The following is a 15973-nucleotide window of genomic DNA, read 5'->3' on the forward strand; positions in this document are numbered from 1 at the left end:
CGCCGCGGCGAACCTCCTTTTGATTGCTTATTTTTTCTCTTTCACCGCTGTCCGAATCGACAACTCTTGAAGTTGCGCGTCCGCGACCGGGCTTGGTGCTTGCGTGAGCAAATCGCTCGCCGACGCCGTTTTCGGGAAGGCGATCGTGTCACGAAGGTTCGAACGACCCGCGAGGATCATGACGAGACGGTCGAGACCGAGTGCGATACCCGCATGCGGCGGTGTGCCATATTCGAACGCTTCGAGCAAGAAGCCGAACTGGTCGACTGCTTCTTGTTCTGTGAAGCCGAGCAATTTGAACATGCGCTCTTGAATGTCACGCTCATAAATCCGTTGCGATCCGCCGCCGAGCTCATAACCGTTCAAGACGAGGTCATAGGCGAGGGCGCGTACGCTCGCCGGGTCCGTCTCAAGCAAGTGGAGGTCGTCACGGTTTGGCATCGTGAACGGGTGGTGGTTGGCGTAGAAACGGCCGTCTTCTTCTTCGAACGTGACGAGCGGGAAGTCGGTCACCCAAAGGAAGTTGAACTTCGACTCGTCGATGAGTCCGAGCTCATGACCAAGTTTGACGCGAAGTGCGCCGAGGCTGTCGGCGACGACAGTCGGTTTTGACGCCACGAAGAGGAGCAGGTCGCCCGCTTCTGCGTTCGTCGCGTCCATCAACTTCTGCGCATACGTCTCGTCGAAGAACTTGGCGATCGGTCCGTTCAAGCCTTCTGGCGTCACTTTGAGCCAAGCGAGACCTTTCGCACCGTATACGGCTGTGAATTCTTGAAGCTTGTCGATGTCTTTACGCGAGAACTTGTCCGCCTCGCCTTTGACGTTGATCGCTTTCACTTGTCCGTTTGACTCGAGGGCCATGTCGAACACTTTGAAGCCGGCACCTGTGACAGCGTCCGCGACGTCGATGAGTTCGAGACCGAAACGTGTGTCCGGTTTGTCTGAACCGAAACGACGCATCGCTTCCGCGTGTGTCATCCGCTCGAACTTGGCCGGCGTGTCGGTGCGACCGAGCGTCGCTTCCATCACTTGCGCCATCATCGATTCCATCATCGCCATCAAGTCTTCGACGTCCATGAAGCTCGTCTCGATGTCGACTTGTGTGAATTCCGGTTGACGGTCGGCCCGAAGGTCTTCGTCACGGAAGCAGCGTGCGATTTGGAAGTAACGATCGAATCCGGCCACCATGAGGAGTTGTTTGAACAACTGCGGTGATTGCGGAAGCGCATAGAATTCGCCGCCGTGGACACGGCTCGGGACGAGATAGTCACGCGCGCCTTCTGGTGTCGACTTCGTCAAAATCGGTGTCTCGACTTCGAGGAACTCCTCTTCCGTCAAGAAGTTACGGATCGTGTTCGATGCCTTCGAACGGAGACGGAACGTCTCTTGGAGCGCCGGACGACGGAGGTCGAGGTAACGGTATTTGAGACGGAGGTCTTCTGATACGTTCTCGGCCTCGTCGCCGATTGGAATCGGTGTCATCTTCGCCGCGTTCAAGATGTTGATTTCAGAGGCGATGACTTCGATGTTTCCGGTCGGCATGTTCGGGTTCTTATTCTCACGCTCGAGGACGGTCCCTTTAATATCGAGTACGTATTCGCTGCGGATCGACTCGGCGAGCTTGTGCACCGCTTCGTTTTCCGGGCGAACGACGACTTGGACGATACCTGTGCGGTCACGAAGGTCGATGAAGATGAGGCCTCCGAGGTCGCGACGTTTTTGGACCCATCCTTTCAATTGTACGTCTTGACCGATCAGTGATTCTGTCACGCGGCCATTCATATGTGTGCGTCCGATCATTGTCCTGCTCCTTCCGATAGTTCACGAATTTTGTCTGCGACGGCCGAGAGTGGCACGTCGACTTGTTCCCCGGTCGCCATGACCTTAAGGGATGCCGAGCCGCGTTCGACTTCATCGTCTCCGAGGATGACGGTGAACTTCGCGTTCAAACGGTCGGCTTGTTTGAATTGTCCTTTGAACTTGCGGCCGAGATAGTCACGGTCCGCCTTGAAGCCTTCGATGCGAAGCAGTTGCAACAAGCGTGTCGCCGTCACTTCGACTTCCGTCCCGCCTTGGGCGACGACGAAGACGTCAAGTCCCGTCTCGAGTGATGGGAGCACCCCTTCGTTCTCGAGAGCGAGGATGAGACGCTCGAGCCCGATCCCGAAACCGATGCCCGGCATGTCCGGTCCACCGATGTCTTGGACGAGACCGTTATAGCGTCCACCGCCGCATAGTGTCGTGATGGCGCCGAAGCCTTCTGCTTCCGACATGATCTCGAACGCCGTGTGCGTGTAGTAGTCGAGACCACGGACGAGCGTCGGGTCGACCACGTAGGCGACGCCGAGCGCATCCAAGTGCGCGAGTACTTTTTCGAAGTACGTCTTCGACTCTTCGTTCAAGAAGTCGAGAATCGAAGGTGCCGATTTCATCGACGGGTGGTCGCGATCGACTTTGCAATCGAGGACGCGAAGCGGGTTCTGATGAAGCCGCGTCTGGCAATCTTGGCAAAGTTCGTGTTGGACCGGCTCAAAGTGGCGGATGAGCGCTTCGCGGTGAGCGTTGCGGCTCTCGGCGTCACCGAGCGAGTTGACGACGACTTTGATTTTTTTGAGGCCGAACGATTTGTAAATCGTGTAGGCGAGGCTGATCACTTCCGCGTCGACGGCCGGGTCGCTGCTGCCGATCGCCTCGACACCGTATTGGTGCAATTGGCGGAAGCGTCCTTTTTGTGGACGCTCGTAGCGGAACATCGGTCCCATGTAATACAATTTCGTCGGCTGGTCGGGGCTACCGAACAGCTTGTTCGTGACGAAAGCGCGGACGACCGAGGCCGTTCCTTCTGGACGGAGCGTATACTCGTCCTTGCCTTTCTTGACGAGCGTGAACATCTCTTTTTGGACGATGTCCGTCGTCTCGCCGACGCTGCGTGTGAACAGGTCGGTCGTTTCAAAAATCGGGGTACGAATCTCTTTATAGTTGTAACGGGCGCTAATGTCGCGTAGTTTCTCTTCGACATACTGCCACGTCTCGACCGTGCCCGGAAGCAGGTCTTGTGTGCCGCGTGGTGCTTTCATCCAATTTCCCTCCTTAGAATACAAAAAGGCCCTCGTCCGCAAAGGGACGAGAGCCTGTTAAAGTTTCCCGTGGTACCACCCTCGTTGCAGAGCCAATACTTGAAACTCTGCCACTCGAAATCGGTTAACGCCCGATGAAACGGCTCCCCCTACTAAAAGTTCAAGGAAGCACCTCCAAAGTGTCGTTCGGGTCATCATCCAGTCGATGCTTTCAGCCTCGGCATCGCTCTCTTTGCTGGTGGGGTGACCGTACTCTTCTTTATCGTAGGTGTTAGGTTATATGATTCATGATGCCGAATTTCGCCCGCTTCTGTCAAGCGTTTTTTTCGAGCATGAGCGTGACCGGTCCATCATTGACGAGCGCGACATCCATCATCGCCCCAAACTTCCCGGTCTCGACGACGAGACCGTGCGTCCGTAAACGATCGTTGAACTTCTCATAAAGTCGTTCCGCGATGTCCGGCTTCGCCGCTTGCGTGAATGCGGGACGGCGGCCTTTTTGCGTGTCCCCGTAAAGCGTGAACTGCGACACGGACAACACTTTGCCGTCGACGTCTTGAATCGATAAGTTCATCTTCTCGTCCGCGTCCTCGAAGACACGAAGTCCGGCCACCTTATCGGCGAGCCAGTTCACTTCCGTCTCGGTGTCCTCGTGGGTCACCCCGACGAGGAGCAGATAGCCGGCCTCGATTTGACCGATCGTCTCCTCATCGACGGTAACGGACGCTTCTTTCACTCGTTGCAACAATACACGCACTGATATCTTCCTTTCGTCACGTCATCATGACTCGGCTGACCGAGTACACGTCCGAGATTTGCTTAATCCGGTCGACGACTTTTTGCAGATGGTTCACGTTCGGAATCGAGATCGTCATCGAGATACGAGCTTGTTTGTTCTGGTCCCCGCGTCCGCTGACGGCAACGATGTTCGTGTTCGTCGCCGAGACGGCTTGGAGCACGTCGTTCAAGAGCCCTGAACGGTCGTATCCGGTGATCTCGATATCGACGTTATAGTTCTTCTCTTTCGCCTGACCGACTTCCCACTCGACCGTGAGGAGCCGCTCCGGATGCTGCTCATTGATGATGTTCAAGCAGTCCTTCCGGTGAATCGACACGCCGCGTCCGCGCGTGATATACCCGACGATTTCGTCGCCCGGTACTGGATTACAGCAACGGCTCATGCGGATGAGCATGTTGTCGATCCCTTTCACCGAGACGCCGGCCTCTGCCGTCTTCTTCTTCGGTGACTGACTGACTTTCAATTCGTTGATCGCATCCGACAGCTCGAGTTTCGGCTCTTTGCGCTGCTTCTCCGTCAACTTATGGGCGACTTGGGCGGCCGTGATGCCATGATAGCCGACCGCGGCGTACATCTCTTCCTCGTTCCCGAAGTTGAACTTCTCGACGACGACGGCGAGCGACTGGTCGTCAATCACTTCTTTCGGCTCAAAGCCAAGCTTCTTGATTTCGACATCGACGAGTTCTTTGCCTTTCTCGACGTTCTCTTCACGCTGTTGGCGCTTGAACCATTGGCGAATCTTGTTCTTCGCCTGACTCGAGACGGCGAGTTTGAGCCAGTCCTTGCTCGGTCCATAGCTATGTTTCGACGTGATGATTTCGATGATGTCACCTGTCTCGAGTTTATGGTCGAGCGGCACCATCCGTCCGTTCACTTTTGCGCCCGTCATCCGGTGACCGATCTCGGTATGGATGCGGTAGGCGTAATCGATCGGGACCGAGCCTTTCGGCAACTCGAAAACGTCCCCTTTCGGTGTGAAGACGTAGAGCATGTCGCTAAAGAAATCGACTTTGAGCGACTCCATGAACTCCTCGGCGTCAGTCGTATCTTTTTGCAACTCTAAAATTTCGCGAAGGTGGGCGATCTTCTCATCGAATCCGTTCGTCGCGACGTTCTTTCCTTCTTTATACGCCCAGTGCGCGGCAATCCCGAACTCGGCGATGAAGTGCATGTCCTTCGTCCGGATTTGTACTTCGAGCGGCTCACCCTTCGGTCCGATCACCGTCGTGTGGAGCGATTGATACATGTTCGGTTTCGGCATGGCGATATAATCTTTGAATCGGCCTGGCATCGGCTTGTATTGCGTGTGGATAATGCCGAGGACCGCGTAGCAGTCACGAATCGAATCAACGATGATCCGGACCGCCATCAAGTCATAAATTTCATTGAACTCTTTCTTATGCTTCACCATCTTGTTGTAAATCGAGTAAATATGCTTCGGGCGGCCGTTGACGTCGGCTTCAATGCTCACATCCTCAAGGACGGCGTTCACTTCTGTGATGACCGATGTGACGAGCGCTTCCCGTTCGGTGCGTTTCTGTTTCATCATCGAGACGATCTTGTAGTATTGCTGCGGGTTGATATAACGTAACGAGATATCCTCGAGCTCCCATTTGATCGTCGAAATCCCCATCCGATGGGCAAGCGGTGCGAAGATCTCGAGCGTTTCTTCCGCCTTTTGAACTTGTTTCTCTTTTGGCATGTGTTGAAGCGTCCGCATATTATGCAGACGGTCGGCGAGTTTGATCAAAATGACACGCACATCTTCTGCCATCGCGATAATCATCTTGCGGTGATTTTCAGCGAGTTCTTCTTTTTTCGATTTATATTTGATTTTACCGAGCTTCGTCACCCCATCGACGAGCATAGCCACCTCGACTCCAAACTCGTCAGCGAGCTGTTTGAGCGTGATGTCCGTGTCTTCAACGACATCGTGAAGAAGCGCACCGATAATCGTCGTCGCGTCTAACCCGATATCAACGAGAATACCGGCCACTTGGACCGGATGCAGAATGTAGGGTTCGCCGGAACGTCGGAACTGACCGGTATGATGCAGTTTGGCGTATTCGTAAGCGCGTCTTACTTCGGCAATCTCGTCTTCACCCATATACTCCCCGAGCGCGTCGAGAAGGTCCTCAATACTTACGATTTGTTTTTTGGTCATAACATTCGACACCCTTTTTCTTACCGCTCCAATCGACTCGGACAAGTCGAAGCATGGTAGTAGTTAACGTACATGTATATATTCTAATTTTACTTTCTATTATCGAAAAAATCTGACGACCTGTCAAAGGTTGCGGGTTATTTTCCTCAAAAACTATTCAAAAAAGGGAAGCCATCGCTTCCCTTTGATTAATCTTCGTAACGGATGAGTGAGAACACATCGTATCCTTCGAGTCGCTCACGTCCACCGAGTCCATCAAGTTCGATTAAGAATCCGATTCCGGCGACGACGCCACCGAGCTGTTCAATCATTTTGATCGTCGCTTCAATCGTGCCGCCTGTTGCGAGCAAGTCATCCAAGATGACGACTTGTTGCCCAGGTTTGATTGAGTCTTTGTGCATCGTCAAAATGTCTGTACCGTATTCAAGTCCGTAAGAGACGCGAACCGTCTCACGTGGCAACTTGCCTTCTTTACGGACCGGGACGAACCCGAGTTCGAGTGCATACGCTGCCGGGCAACCGACGACGAAACCGCGTGCCTCTGGACCCGCGATGAGTTCCGCACCGCGCTCTTGTGCGTAAGCGATGAGCTCATCGACCGCTTTTTTATAAGCCGGGCCGTCTTGCATGAGTGACGTGATGTCCTTGAAGCTGATTCCTTCTTTCGGGTAATCCGCTACTTCTTTAATATGCTGTTTGAAATCCATTTTATGTGTAAGCCTCCTGCATCTTGTTCGATCGCAATGATTGTAACCGCTCTTTCAGTTCTGCCAACGACGCATAGGTGAAACGCTCCTCGAGTTGGACTCGTCCGACCCGGCGCTTGTAACACGGCGCTTCGGTCAAATCACGTTTCGGCGCTTCTGGATTCACTCCAGGCAGTCCGTCTTCCATTGTAACAAGAAATTCGAGTTCAGAGAATACTTGATGCATAAATTGAATCGTATTTTTTGACCATTTTCGCTCAATTGACAAACGAATCAAGTTTTCACGCAAGTGTTTCCGTTCGCACGTCGCCATATGGACGTAATATGTTCGGAAATCTTCTCGCGTCGGCAACTTCTCAAAAAACGATCCGCCTTGTCCGAACGCACAGTACACACGCTCGACATCCTCGGTCAACAAGTCCGCAAGCACCTCTTCCTCGTCCGGTAAATCAAGCAAGACGACGAACGGCTTGAGCGGCGTATCAAGGTCGTGGAGCGGGAAGTCGTCCCGCCCTTGGAACGACACGAACGACGTCGTGTCGCCCGGGAGCTGTTTCAATTCGTCGAGCGAATTTTTCTTGCCGCGGTAGTCGAACACTTGAAACCCGTCGACACGGATGTCTTGAATCATGAGCTGCGGTTTGCGCATCCCGTTCCATTCATTGACCTGCAGACTGCCCATGACCGAAACGTTGGCCATCTTCGAAATCTCGGACACGACGTGACCGAAGCCGAAGCCGATGCCGTCGAGTTCTCGCTTGTCCCCGGCGAGTTGAACTTTCAAATGGGTGTTGTCACGTCCGATTTGACGGATATCACGAAGTCTTGCGTCCGCCACGACGACGCGCGGTGACGGATTGCCCATCCCGAACGGGGCGAGCTTCCCGATCTCTGCAATCAAATCGAGCGATACGTCGTTCACGTTGAGCTTCAAGTCGACATTGACACGAGCGACGAACGTCTCGTCTGGAATCGATTCGGCTTGTTCGTTCAGACGTCGGCGCAGTTCGGCGACGTTCTCCGATAACAGTGTCATTCCGGCTGCGGCCGGGTGTCCACCGAAGTGCGGCAAGATGTCTTCATTTTGTGATAGTTCTTTGAACAAGTCGAACCCGTCGATCGAACGGCCAGAACCTTTCGCCTTCCCCGTTTTCGGGTCATGGCACAACAGGATGACCGGACGATAGTACGCCTCGACGAGTCGTGATGCGACAATTCCGACAACGCCCGGATTCCAGTGTTCGCTGGCGACGACAAGGACACGGTCGTCCGTCATCGAGGCCTCGACAAGTTCTGTCGCTTCTTTCGCGATCGTTTTGACGATGTCTTGGCGTTCTTTATTCTGTTTGTCGAGCTTCTGGGCCAATTCGAGTGCCTCCTCGACACTCTCAGCGAGCAACATCTGGAGTGCTGGCATCGCCGAATCAAGACGACCGGCGGCGTTGATCCGTGGTCCGAACGCAAAACCGACCGACTCCTCGTTCAACGTCCCGTCCGTCAACGCACACACTTCTCGAAGCGCGAGGATTCCAGGACGTTTCGAATCATCGAGCGCCTTCAGACCAAGCTTCGCGAGTAAGCGATTCTCCCCGTCAAGCGGGACGAGGTCGGCGATCGTACCGAGCACGGCCAAGTCGAGCAACTCTTCCGGCATCCGACCGAGCACGGCATGGGCCACTTTGAGCGCGACGCCTGCCCCGGCGAGTTTGTCGTACGGATACGACGGATCGATGTGAGGATGGATGATGGCGAACGCGTCTGGAAGTGTCTCTTTCGGCTCGTGGTGGTCGGTGATGATCAAATCGACACCGAGCTCTTTTAAGAGCGCTGCTTCTTCGATCCCTGAGATCCCACAGTCGACCGTGATGATGAGCGTGAACCCTTCACCCGCCGCCCAGCTGAACGCCTCTTTGTTTGGACCGTATCCTTCCGTGAAACGGTTCGGGATGTAACATTCTGCCATGACACCGATTTCGGTCAAAGCGTGCCACATGACCGCCGAAGCGCTGACACCATCGACGTCATAGTCGCCGTAGATGAGCACCATCTCGCCGTCATCGGCCGCGCGTTTCAAACGATCAACGACTTTGTTCATCTGTTCAAATAAGTACGGGTCGTGGAACTCAAGCTCATCCTCGACGTGCAGGAACGCCTTCGCCGCCTCGACGTCGCGGTGCCCCCGTTGCATGAGGAGCGTCGCGAGTTGCTCCGATATATTCAGTTCTGTCTGTAGCTGTTCAACCGCGGTCGTATCCGTCTCCGGATACACCCATCGTTTCTTTGCATGATACATAGTCCTTCACTCCAATCAATTGTTGATTATATCAGAACGAGCGAGTGAAGTGCCGTCTTGACATTCAAAAAAGGTCCCCCGAACGATGCGGGAGACCTGCTGTTACGCCTCTGGGGCGGTTTCTTTCTTTTTGTTGAGCGACATGCCTTTGAGGAGCATCCACAAGTACGAGGCGATGAAAATCGATGAGTACATCCCCATGACGAGACCGATGAGCAATGCGATCGAGAAACCGCGAATCGACTCGGCACCGAACACGTACAAGGCGATGACCGTCAAGAGCACAGTGATGACCGTGTTGACCGAGCGGACGATCGTCTCTTGAATCGACGTGTTGACGATGTCACGGTACACGTCCATCGATTTGATTTTCCGTTCCTTCTCATACGCCTGAATGTTCTCGCGGACGCGGTCGAACGTCACAATCGTATCGTTGACCGAATAACCGATAATCGTCAAGACGGCGGCGACGAAGTACAAGTTGACCTCGATACCGAAAATGGAGAATGCCACGATCATGAAGAACGCATCGTGAAGCATGGCGACGACCGTTGCGACCGCATACGAGAATTGGAAGCGGAACGTGATATAGAGGATGATCCCGAGCGACGCGAGTGCGACCGCATAGATGGCATTCCGAGCGATATCACGACCGACCTCGGCCGATACGGTGCTGATGTTCGGATCGTTCCCGAACGTTTCCGTGAACACGGTCTTCACCGAGGCGACTTCGTCTTGAGCGAGCTGGCCGACGAACGTCACGTTGGCGAGCGTTCCGCCTTCCGCGTATTGGACCGACGAGATGTCTTCATCGACACCGGCTTCTTCAAACGCTGACGCCAATTCTTCTTGCGACACTTGTGAATCGGTCGAGACTTCGACCCGTGTCCCGGATGCGAAGTCGATTCCGAGGTTCAAGCCGCGGAAGAACAAGATGCCGAGACCGATGATGACGATGGCACACGAGACGATGAACATCGTGCGCATATGTTTCACATAGTTTAATTCAGTGAGCTTAAAGTTCACGGATTTCACTCTCCTTCACACCAAACCAGCCTTTTCGTTTGTCGAATAGACGACTCGAGACGAGGAGGTGCATCAAATAACGCGAGATGAAGACGTTCGAGATGAACGTCATCGCAATCGAGATCATGAGCATGATGGCGAACCCACGGACCGAGCTCGTCCCGAAATAGAACAAGACCGCTGCCGAGATGAGGGTCGTCAAGTTAGCATCGATGATCGTACTGAGCGAGCGTCGGTTCCCGGCACGGAATGCTGAGAGGACCGACTTTCCTGACCGGAGTTCATCCTTGATGCGCTCGGCCGTGATGATGTTCGCATCGACCGCCATCCCGACACCGAGGACGAGAGCGGCAATCCCAGGAAGCGTCAAGACGGCGTTAATCCCGTTAAAGAACAACATGATCAAATTGATATACAAAATGAGCGTGATGATCGAGACGAGACCAGGTAAACGATAGAAGAACAACATGAACAAGAAGATGGCCGCGATCCCGATGAGAGACGCGAACACGGTCTTGTCGAGCGCGTCTTGACCGAACTGGGCTGAGACCGACGTCGAATAGATTTCTTCAAGTTTGACCGGGAGCGCACCGGCGTTCAAGATGTCAGCCAGACGTTGACCACTCTCGGCATCGATGCCGCCACCTGAGATGATGGCTTTATCCGATAGAATCGGGGACGTGACAGATGCATCCGACACAATCTTCGAGTTCTCTTTTTGAATCTCTTCGGCGTACGTATCGCCTTCTTCATAATCAAGCCAGATGACAAGACGGTTTTCCGGTGCCGGACGCTGGGCAATTTGCGACGTGACTTCACCGAACTGGTCCGCCGATTGCAACGTCAGTTCAACGACCGGGTTGCCTTGTGGGTCATAGCTGAGTGCTGCGCCACGCGGAGCGAGGTCTTTCCCGTCGAGGAGGACGTTATCATCCACATCACGGAACGTGAGCTGGGCTGTCGACGAGAGCACTTCGCGGGCATCGTTTTGGTTCTCTACGCCTGCGAGTTGGACGCGGATGCGATTCTCGTCTTCAATCCGGATGTCCGGTTCCGAGACGCCGAGGACGTTGACCCGGTTGTTGATGGCGCGAACGGTTGCATTCATCGCTGATTGATCGATGACATCGCCGTCTTCGAGCGGCTGGACTTCGTACAACACTTCAAATCCGCCTTTGAGGTCGAGGCCGAGGTTCGTGTTTTTCACGACCCATGGCGTCGTCAAGGCGGCGAGCAAGATCGTTGCGATCATGATGACCGCAAAGATCGCAATATTCCCTTTTTTGTACATACGACTATTTCCTTTCTAAACACCTGTTCTGTTAAAAAACTTCTCTCGTTAACATTACAAATATTCTAAACATTTATCAATCGTTTTCCTAAAATTGTAACACCCACACGTTGATTTCCCACGTTTTTTTGCGCTTGCGACTAAAAGTTGCATTAGGGCAAAACTTGAGCTATGATGTGGTTATCAACTTACACACTACAAGTAAAGGAGTCCTTTCCAATGGATAGTACGATACTCTATGCCTTTTTACTGACGCTGTTCGCTGGACTCGCGACGGGGATCGGAAGTATGATCGCCTTCTTCGCCAAACGGACCAATACGGCATTCTTGTCGGTGTCCCTTGGCTTCTCAGGTGGGGTCATGATTTACGTATCCTTTATCGAGATTTTCCCGAAAGCGCTCGATGAACTCGTCGGGGCCCATGGCGAGCAGGCTGGGACACTCTACACCGTCCTCGCGTTCTTCGGCGGGATGTTGTTGATCGCCTTGATCGACAAGTTCATCCCGTCGCCAGAAAACCCGCACGAAGTCAAATTTGTCGAGACGATGCAAAACGACCCATCATCACAAGAACTTGCGACGACGGCGACCGATCGCGTCCCGTTGAATCAAGAGACGAAGCAGCGACTTCATAAAATGGGATTGTTCATGGCGCTCGCCATCACGATTCATAACTTCCCTGAAGGTTTGGCCACGTTCATCTCCGCTCTCGACGACCCGGCCGTCGGACTCGCCATCGCCATCGCCATCGCACTCCACAACATCCCGGAAGGCATCGCCGTCTCGGTCCCAATCTACTATGCGACCGGATCGCGGAAGAAAGCATTGAAGTTGTCGTTCTTGTCGGGACTTGCGGAACCGCTCGGAGCGGTCGTCGGTTTCCTTCTCTTGATGCCGTTCTTGAGTGACACAGTGTTCGGCCTCTTGTTCGCGGCCGTCGGTGGCATCATGGTATTCATCTCGCTCGACGAGTTACTCCCAGCCGCCCGTGAATACGGTCGGGCCCACCACGCGGTGTACGGAATGGTCGCCGGTATGATGGTCATGGCAGCGAGTCTGATTTTGTTAATGTGATGAACCGAACGCTCAAAAAATCGTAAATAGGAAGAGGCCGTAGGAACAATTCGTTTCTACGGCCTCTTTTTGGGTTTGAACGAACGATATGGAGCCGTTGCCTACTCTAGCATATCCTCCAAGTTTTCCTTTTTGATTACCGACATTGCTTCATCCCTAGCGATTCCAGTCAGTAGCGCTAACTTTTCATGGCTTACCTGGTTTTGCACAATCCAGATTTGGGCCAACGATTCTCCGCAACTCGCTCGAATCATCTCATCCGTCTTTTCGTCTTGGACAACGGTCAACAAGGCGGCTTCCACAGCCTCATCTTCTGAGATATAACCCAAATCGATAGCAGCGTCGTCCCTTTCTGCATCACTCGCCATTTGATCGAGTAATATCTCAATCCATGCAAGTGTATGGTTCACCTTTCAGACCTCTTGAGATGGAGTAGTCGACGTCTTAAACAAATGCACGAGGTCTTTCAATTCGACCGACATATGGCTCATCGTCTCGGCGATGCCGTTGATTTCTTGGATGGCGGCAAGTTGCTCTTCGACGTTCGCACCCGCCTCTTCCACGCTTCGTTGCGTCGACACGGCATTCGTCGACATATCTTCGACCGAGACCGCGACCTCGGTCGTGTTCGCGCTCACTTCTTCTGTTGCCGCCGCGATCTCACTCATTTGACGGGACGTCTCTTGAATGACGGAGACGATTTCACGGAACGCACCGGCGACTTCTCCCATTTGGGTGACGCCGCTCGTCACGTGTTGACTCGTGACGTCAAACGCGGACTCAACTTCTGACGTATCACGCTGGATATCGACGACGACCGCTTGGATTTGTTTTGCCGACTGTTTCGACTCTTCGGCGAGCTTTCGGACCTCGGCCGCGACGACAGCAAACCCTTTCCCGTGTTCACCAGCCCGTGCCGCTTCGATGGCGGCGTTTAAGGCAAGTAGGTTCGTCTGTTCCGTGATGGCGGTGATCGAACGCGTGATTTTCTCGATTTCAAGCGACTGGTTCGACAAACGCTTGACCATCTGTTGCGTCAAGTCGTTCGCTTGTTGAATCTCACGCATTTGTCGTTCGGCCAACTGGATTGTCTCAAGTCCCCCACTCGCCGCTTCGAGCGTATGGATCGTCTGTTCGTTCACGCCTTGCGAGGCCGCGGCGATCTGGTTCAAGCCGACGACGGCTTGGTTGACGCCGGACGTCCCTTCTTCAGCCCGTTTTGCCGAGACTTGAGCGTTGACGTTCATCTGTTCGAACAGCCCGGCCACGCCTTGCGTCGTCGTGGCGACGTGGTCCGTGCTGGCGTAAAGCTCTTCTGAGTAGGCCGTCACTTTATCCGAGGCCGCTCCGACTTGGCGAATCAGTCCGACGAGGTTGCGTTTCATATCGTTGAACGCCGTGACGAGGTCACCGAGTTCATCGTTCGAACCGACCTCGATATCGCCTCCGGTCAAATCCCCTTCCGCGACGACTCGGGCTTCACGGACGAGACGATTGATCGGCTTCAAGAACAGTTTTTGAAGCGCCACTAGCGAAAGTAAACCGACAGCGACACCGATGACGCTGATGACGATCATCCAAATGATTGATTGCCCGGCACTCGCCTGGACCGCTTCCGACTCAGCGGCGAGGGCTTCACCTTGATACGTGACGAGATCGGTCACCGTCATCCGGACACGGTCCGTCGTCGGCGTCACGCTCGTATTGAGCACCGTCTTATAACCAATTTCGTCTTGCTGCTGACGCAGGTCGATCACACGCGCCATTTCCGTGTCGAGATGTTGATTGAACTTCTCGAGATCATCAAGCGACGCGAGCACTTTCGGGTCTTCCGTCGACTGTTGGAGCGTAGTCATCAACTCATCGCGTTTCGTCTGGGAAGCCTCAAGGCTGATCAATGTCTTCGAATTCGAGACGAGCAAGTAGTAGTTCAAGTAGCGCTCGGCATCCGTTACGGTCAGCGCTAAGTCTTCAGCGACGAGCATGTCTTGGAGCCGTTCGTTCAACACCCGGTCATACTCTGACGTCGCGTTCTGTAATTGGTACGAGCCGAGCGCCCCGACGATCAATAAAGCGATCAACGTCGGTACGAGCGCCATCGCCATCTTGCGCCGCATCGACGAGCGTCCTGTCACGCGGTCAGGGCGACGCCGGACCTTCCATTTATATAGCGGGCGTAGCAATCGTTTCACATCCATGTCTTCTTCTCCTTCTTTCCAATTCTTCTCAACTTGACAATAATGCAAACGTTTTCACGATTCAATTTGATTTTTAGAAAACAGGTGGATGATTCGTCGTATTGACACAGTTTGACAAAAAGACGTCATTTCCGCTATGATACAAATCGTAATGATTACTACTTATGAGGTGGAACAATGATTTCTTCACATACAAAAATTTTGATAGTCGGCGGCGGCATTCATGGCATGACGATCGCCGTCTCCTACTTAGAACAAGGTGGAGCACTCGACGACTTGATGATGATCGACGCGAACGAGTCCCCGCTCAGCAATTGGAAAACACAAACCGGACGCATCTCGATGTCACATTTACGCTCGACGCGTGTTCATCATCTCTCGTCCAACCCGCACGCGCTGAAGCAGTTTGCCGCCAATTATGATTACGGTTCCCATCACTTTAAAGACACGTTCGGACGTCCTTCGCTCGCCTTGTTCAACGATCACTGTGACCAGATGATTGACGACTGGCAGCTAACGTCCCGCTTCATCGGGAACGCCCCTGTTGAACGGGTGTCGCGCCTCGATGACGTCTACATCATTGAGACGAAAAATCGCCGGATCACAGCCGACGTAGTCATCGTCGCGACAGGACAGTCGAACGTCGTCCGTCTTCCAGAATGGGCCGGAGTTCCGGGTTGCCGACATATTTTTTCAGCTGATGAACCACTAGAGCAAGAAGAAGTGACGATTGTCGGTGGTGGGATTACAGCGCTCCATTACGCCTTGGCTCGGCATCACAAAGGACATCGCGTCACGATCGTCACGAAACGACCGCTCGAGGTGAGTCAGTTCGACGCAGACCGTAGCTTTATGGGACCGAAAGGCTTGCGTGCGTTCCATCAACTTGATGACGATTGGGTCGGGAAACGCTCCTTCGTCAAAGCCGAGCGTCGCCCCGGTACGTCTCCGAACGACCTCGTCCTCAAAGTGAAACGACTCATCCGCCAAGGCCTGATCAATCATGTGATCGGAGAAGCGGTCCGGCGTGACGACCAGCTAGTTGTCGACGGACGTGCTCTCCCGTCGTCTGAGATCGTTTGTTGCACCGGCATTCGCCCGCTCGATGTCAACCAGTCGTTTCTCCGCCCGCTCCTCGAGCAACTCGACTTGCCGCTCACCCCATGCGGGACTCCGGTACTCGATGAGACACTCGCTTGGACCGATCATTTTTATATGACCGGTGCCTATGCCGATTTAATCGTCGGACCGTTCGCCCGTGCCATCTATGGCGGACAAGAGGCGGCCCGACGGATCATCCCCCAACTATTTTCTGCACAAAAATACGCCTGACCAGTGATGGTC

10 protein-coding genes, 1 pseudogene and 1 other annotated feature are annotated in these 15973 nt (G+C 53.8%); of the genes and pseudogenes, 2 read left to right on the plus strand and 9 right to left on the minus strand.

Features of this window, described 5'->3' with window-relative positions; translation table 11 throughout:
- Positions 1 to 27 precede the first annotated feature (27 nt).
- The 7 genes and pseudogenes from aspS to secD all read right to left on the minus strand — a co-directional run bounded on the left by aspS (position 28) and on the right by secD (position 11357).
- Positions 28 to 1800, minus strand: coding sequence for an aspartate--tRNA ligase (gene aspS, locus EVJ34_RS03060; RefSeq protein ID WP_131484654.1), 1773 nt, complete (start codon positions 1798 to 1800; stop codon positions 28 to 30).
- The gene (gene hisS, locus EVJ34_RS03065) at positions 1797 to 3077 is read right to left on the minus strand and encodes a histidine--tRNA ligase (protein ID WP_131484655.1); all 1281 of its coding nucleotides are present in this window, start codon (positions 3075 to 3077) and stop codon (positions 1797 to 1799) included. The genes aspS and hisS overlap by 4 nt, the downstream gene beginning before the upstream one ends.
- Before the next feature lie 39 nt (positions 3078 to 3116).
- Positions 3117 to 3352: a binding site (T-box leader), on the minus strand.
- Positions 3353 to 3390: 38 nt separating this feature from the next.
- On the minus strand, positions 3391 to 3834 hold the full coding sequence (gene dtd / locus EVJ34_RS03070) for a D-aminoacyl-tRNA deacylase (protein ID WP_131433581.1): 444 nt from the start codon (positions 3832 to 3834) through the stop codon (positions 3391 to 3393).
- Positions 3835 to 3850: 16 nt separating this feature from the next.
- Entirely contained in the window at positions 3851 to 6040 is a 2190-nt protein-coding gene (locus EVJ34_RS03075) for a RelA/SpoT family protein (RefSeq protein WP_131433579.1), read from the minus strand.
- A gap of 188 nt (positions 6041 to 6228) precedes the next feature.
- Positions 6229 to 6747 (minus strand): adenine phosphoribosyltransferase, encoded by a 519-nt coding sequence (locus EVJ34_RS03080; RefSeq protein ID WP_034776883.1) that lies wholly within the window; start codon positions 6745 to 6747, stop codon positions 6229 to 6231.
- A gap of 1 nt (position 6748) precedes the next feature.
- The gene (recJ, locus tag EVJ34_RS03085; protein ID WP_131484656.1) at positions 6749 to 9040 is read right to left on the minus strand and encodes a single-stranded-DNA-specific exonuclease RecJ; all 2292 of its coding nucleotides are present in this window, start codon (positions 9038 to 9040) and stop codon (positions 6749 to 6751) included.
- Between the two features lie 102 nt (positions 9041 to 9142).
- Positions 9143 to 11357: pseudogene (secD, locus tag EVJ34_RS16030) on the minus strand (protein translocase subunit SecD).
- A 219-nt stretch (positions 11358 to 11576) separates the two neighbouring features.
- On the opposite strand from secD, the gene zupT reads away from it, so the two are divergent.
- Positions 11577 to 12431 (plus strand): zinc transporter ZupT, encoded by an 855-nt coding sequence (gene zupT / locus EVJ34_RS03100; RefSeq protein WP_131484659.1) that lies wholly within the window; start codon positions 11577 to 11579, stop codon positions 12429 to 12431.
- A 101-nt stretch (positions 12432 to 12532) separates the two neighbouring features.
- Here the strand turns inward: zupT and EVJ34_RS03105 are convergent, their stop codons facing one another.
- Together EVJ34_RS03105 and EVJ34_RS03110 are read right to left on the minus strand one after the other, a co-directional pair.
- Positions 12533 to 12841 (minus strand): hypothetical protein, encoded by a 309-nt coding sequence (locus tag EVJ34_RS03105; RefSeq protein WP_131484660.1) that lies wholly within the window; start codon positions 12839 to 12841, stop codon positions 12533 to 12535.
- A gap of 3 nt (positions 12842 to 12844) precedes the next feature.
- Entirely contained in the window at positions 12845 to 14629 is a 1785-nt protein-coding gene (locus EVJ34_RS03110) for a methyl-accepting chemotaxis protein (RefSeq protein WP_131484661.1), read from the minus strand.
- 177 nt (positions 14630 to 14806) lie between these two features.
- Here EVJ34_RS03110 and EVJ34_RS03115 point away from each other — a divergent pair, with 177 nt between their 5' ends.
- Positions 14807 to 15961, plus strand: coding sequence for an NAD(P)-binding domain-containing protein (locus EVJ34_RS03115; protein WP_131484662.1), 1155 nt, complete (start codon positions 14807 to 14809; stop codon positions 15959 to 15961).
- Positions 15962 to 15973 lie beyond the last annotated feature (12 nt).

Source organism: Exiguobacterium sp. SL-9 (assembly GCF_004336985.1).
Taxonomy (GTDB): domain Bacteria; phylum Bacillota; class Bacilli; order Exiguobacteriales; family Exiguobacteriaceae; genus Exiguobacterium.

What these genes read in the sequence shown, in the direction of transcription:
- EVJ34_RS03080 (WP_034776883.1), bottom strand. Translation starts at nt 6,747, where the DNA reads ATGGATTTCAAACAGCATATTAAAGAAGTAGCGGATTACCCGAAAGAA.
- recJ (WP_131484656.1), bottom strand. Translation starts at nt 9,040, where the DNA reads ATGTATCATGCAAAGAAACGATGGGTGTATCCGGAGACGGATACGACC.
- EVJ34_RS03115 (WP_131484662.1), top strand. Translation starts at nt 14,807, where the DNA reads ATGATTTCTTCACATACAAAAATTTTGATAGTCGGCGGCGGCATTCAT.
- EVJ34_RS03110 (WP_131484661.1), bottom strand. Translation starts at nt 14,629, where the DNA reads ATGGATGTGAAACGATTGCTACGCCCGCTATATAAATGGAAGGTCCGG.
- hisS (WP_131484655.1), bottom strand. Translation starts at nt 3,077, where the DNA reads ATGAAAGCACCACGCGGCACACAAGACCTGCTTCCGGGCACGGTCGAG.
- aspS (WP_131484654.1), bottom strand. Translation starts at nt 1,800, where the DNA reads ATGATCGGACGCACACATATGAATGGCCGCGTGACAGAATCACTGATC.
- zupT (WP_131484659.1), top strand. Translation starts at nt 11,577, where the DNA reads ATGGATAGTACGATACTCTATGCCTTTTTACTGACGCTGTTCGCTGGA.
- EVJ34_RS03075 (WP_131433579.1), bottom strand. Translation starts at nt 6,040, where the DNA reads ATGACCAAAAAACAAATCGTAAGTATTGAGGACCTTCTCGACGCGCTC.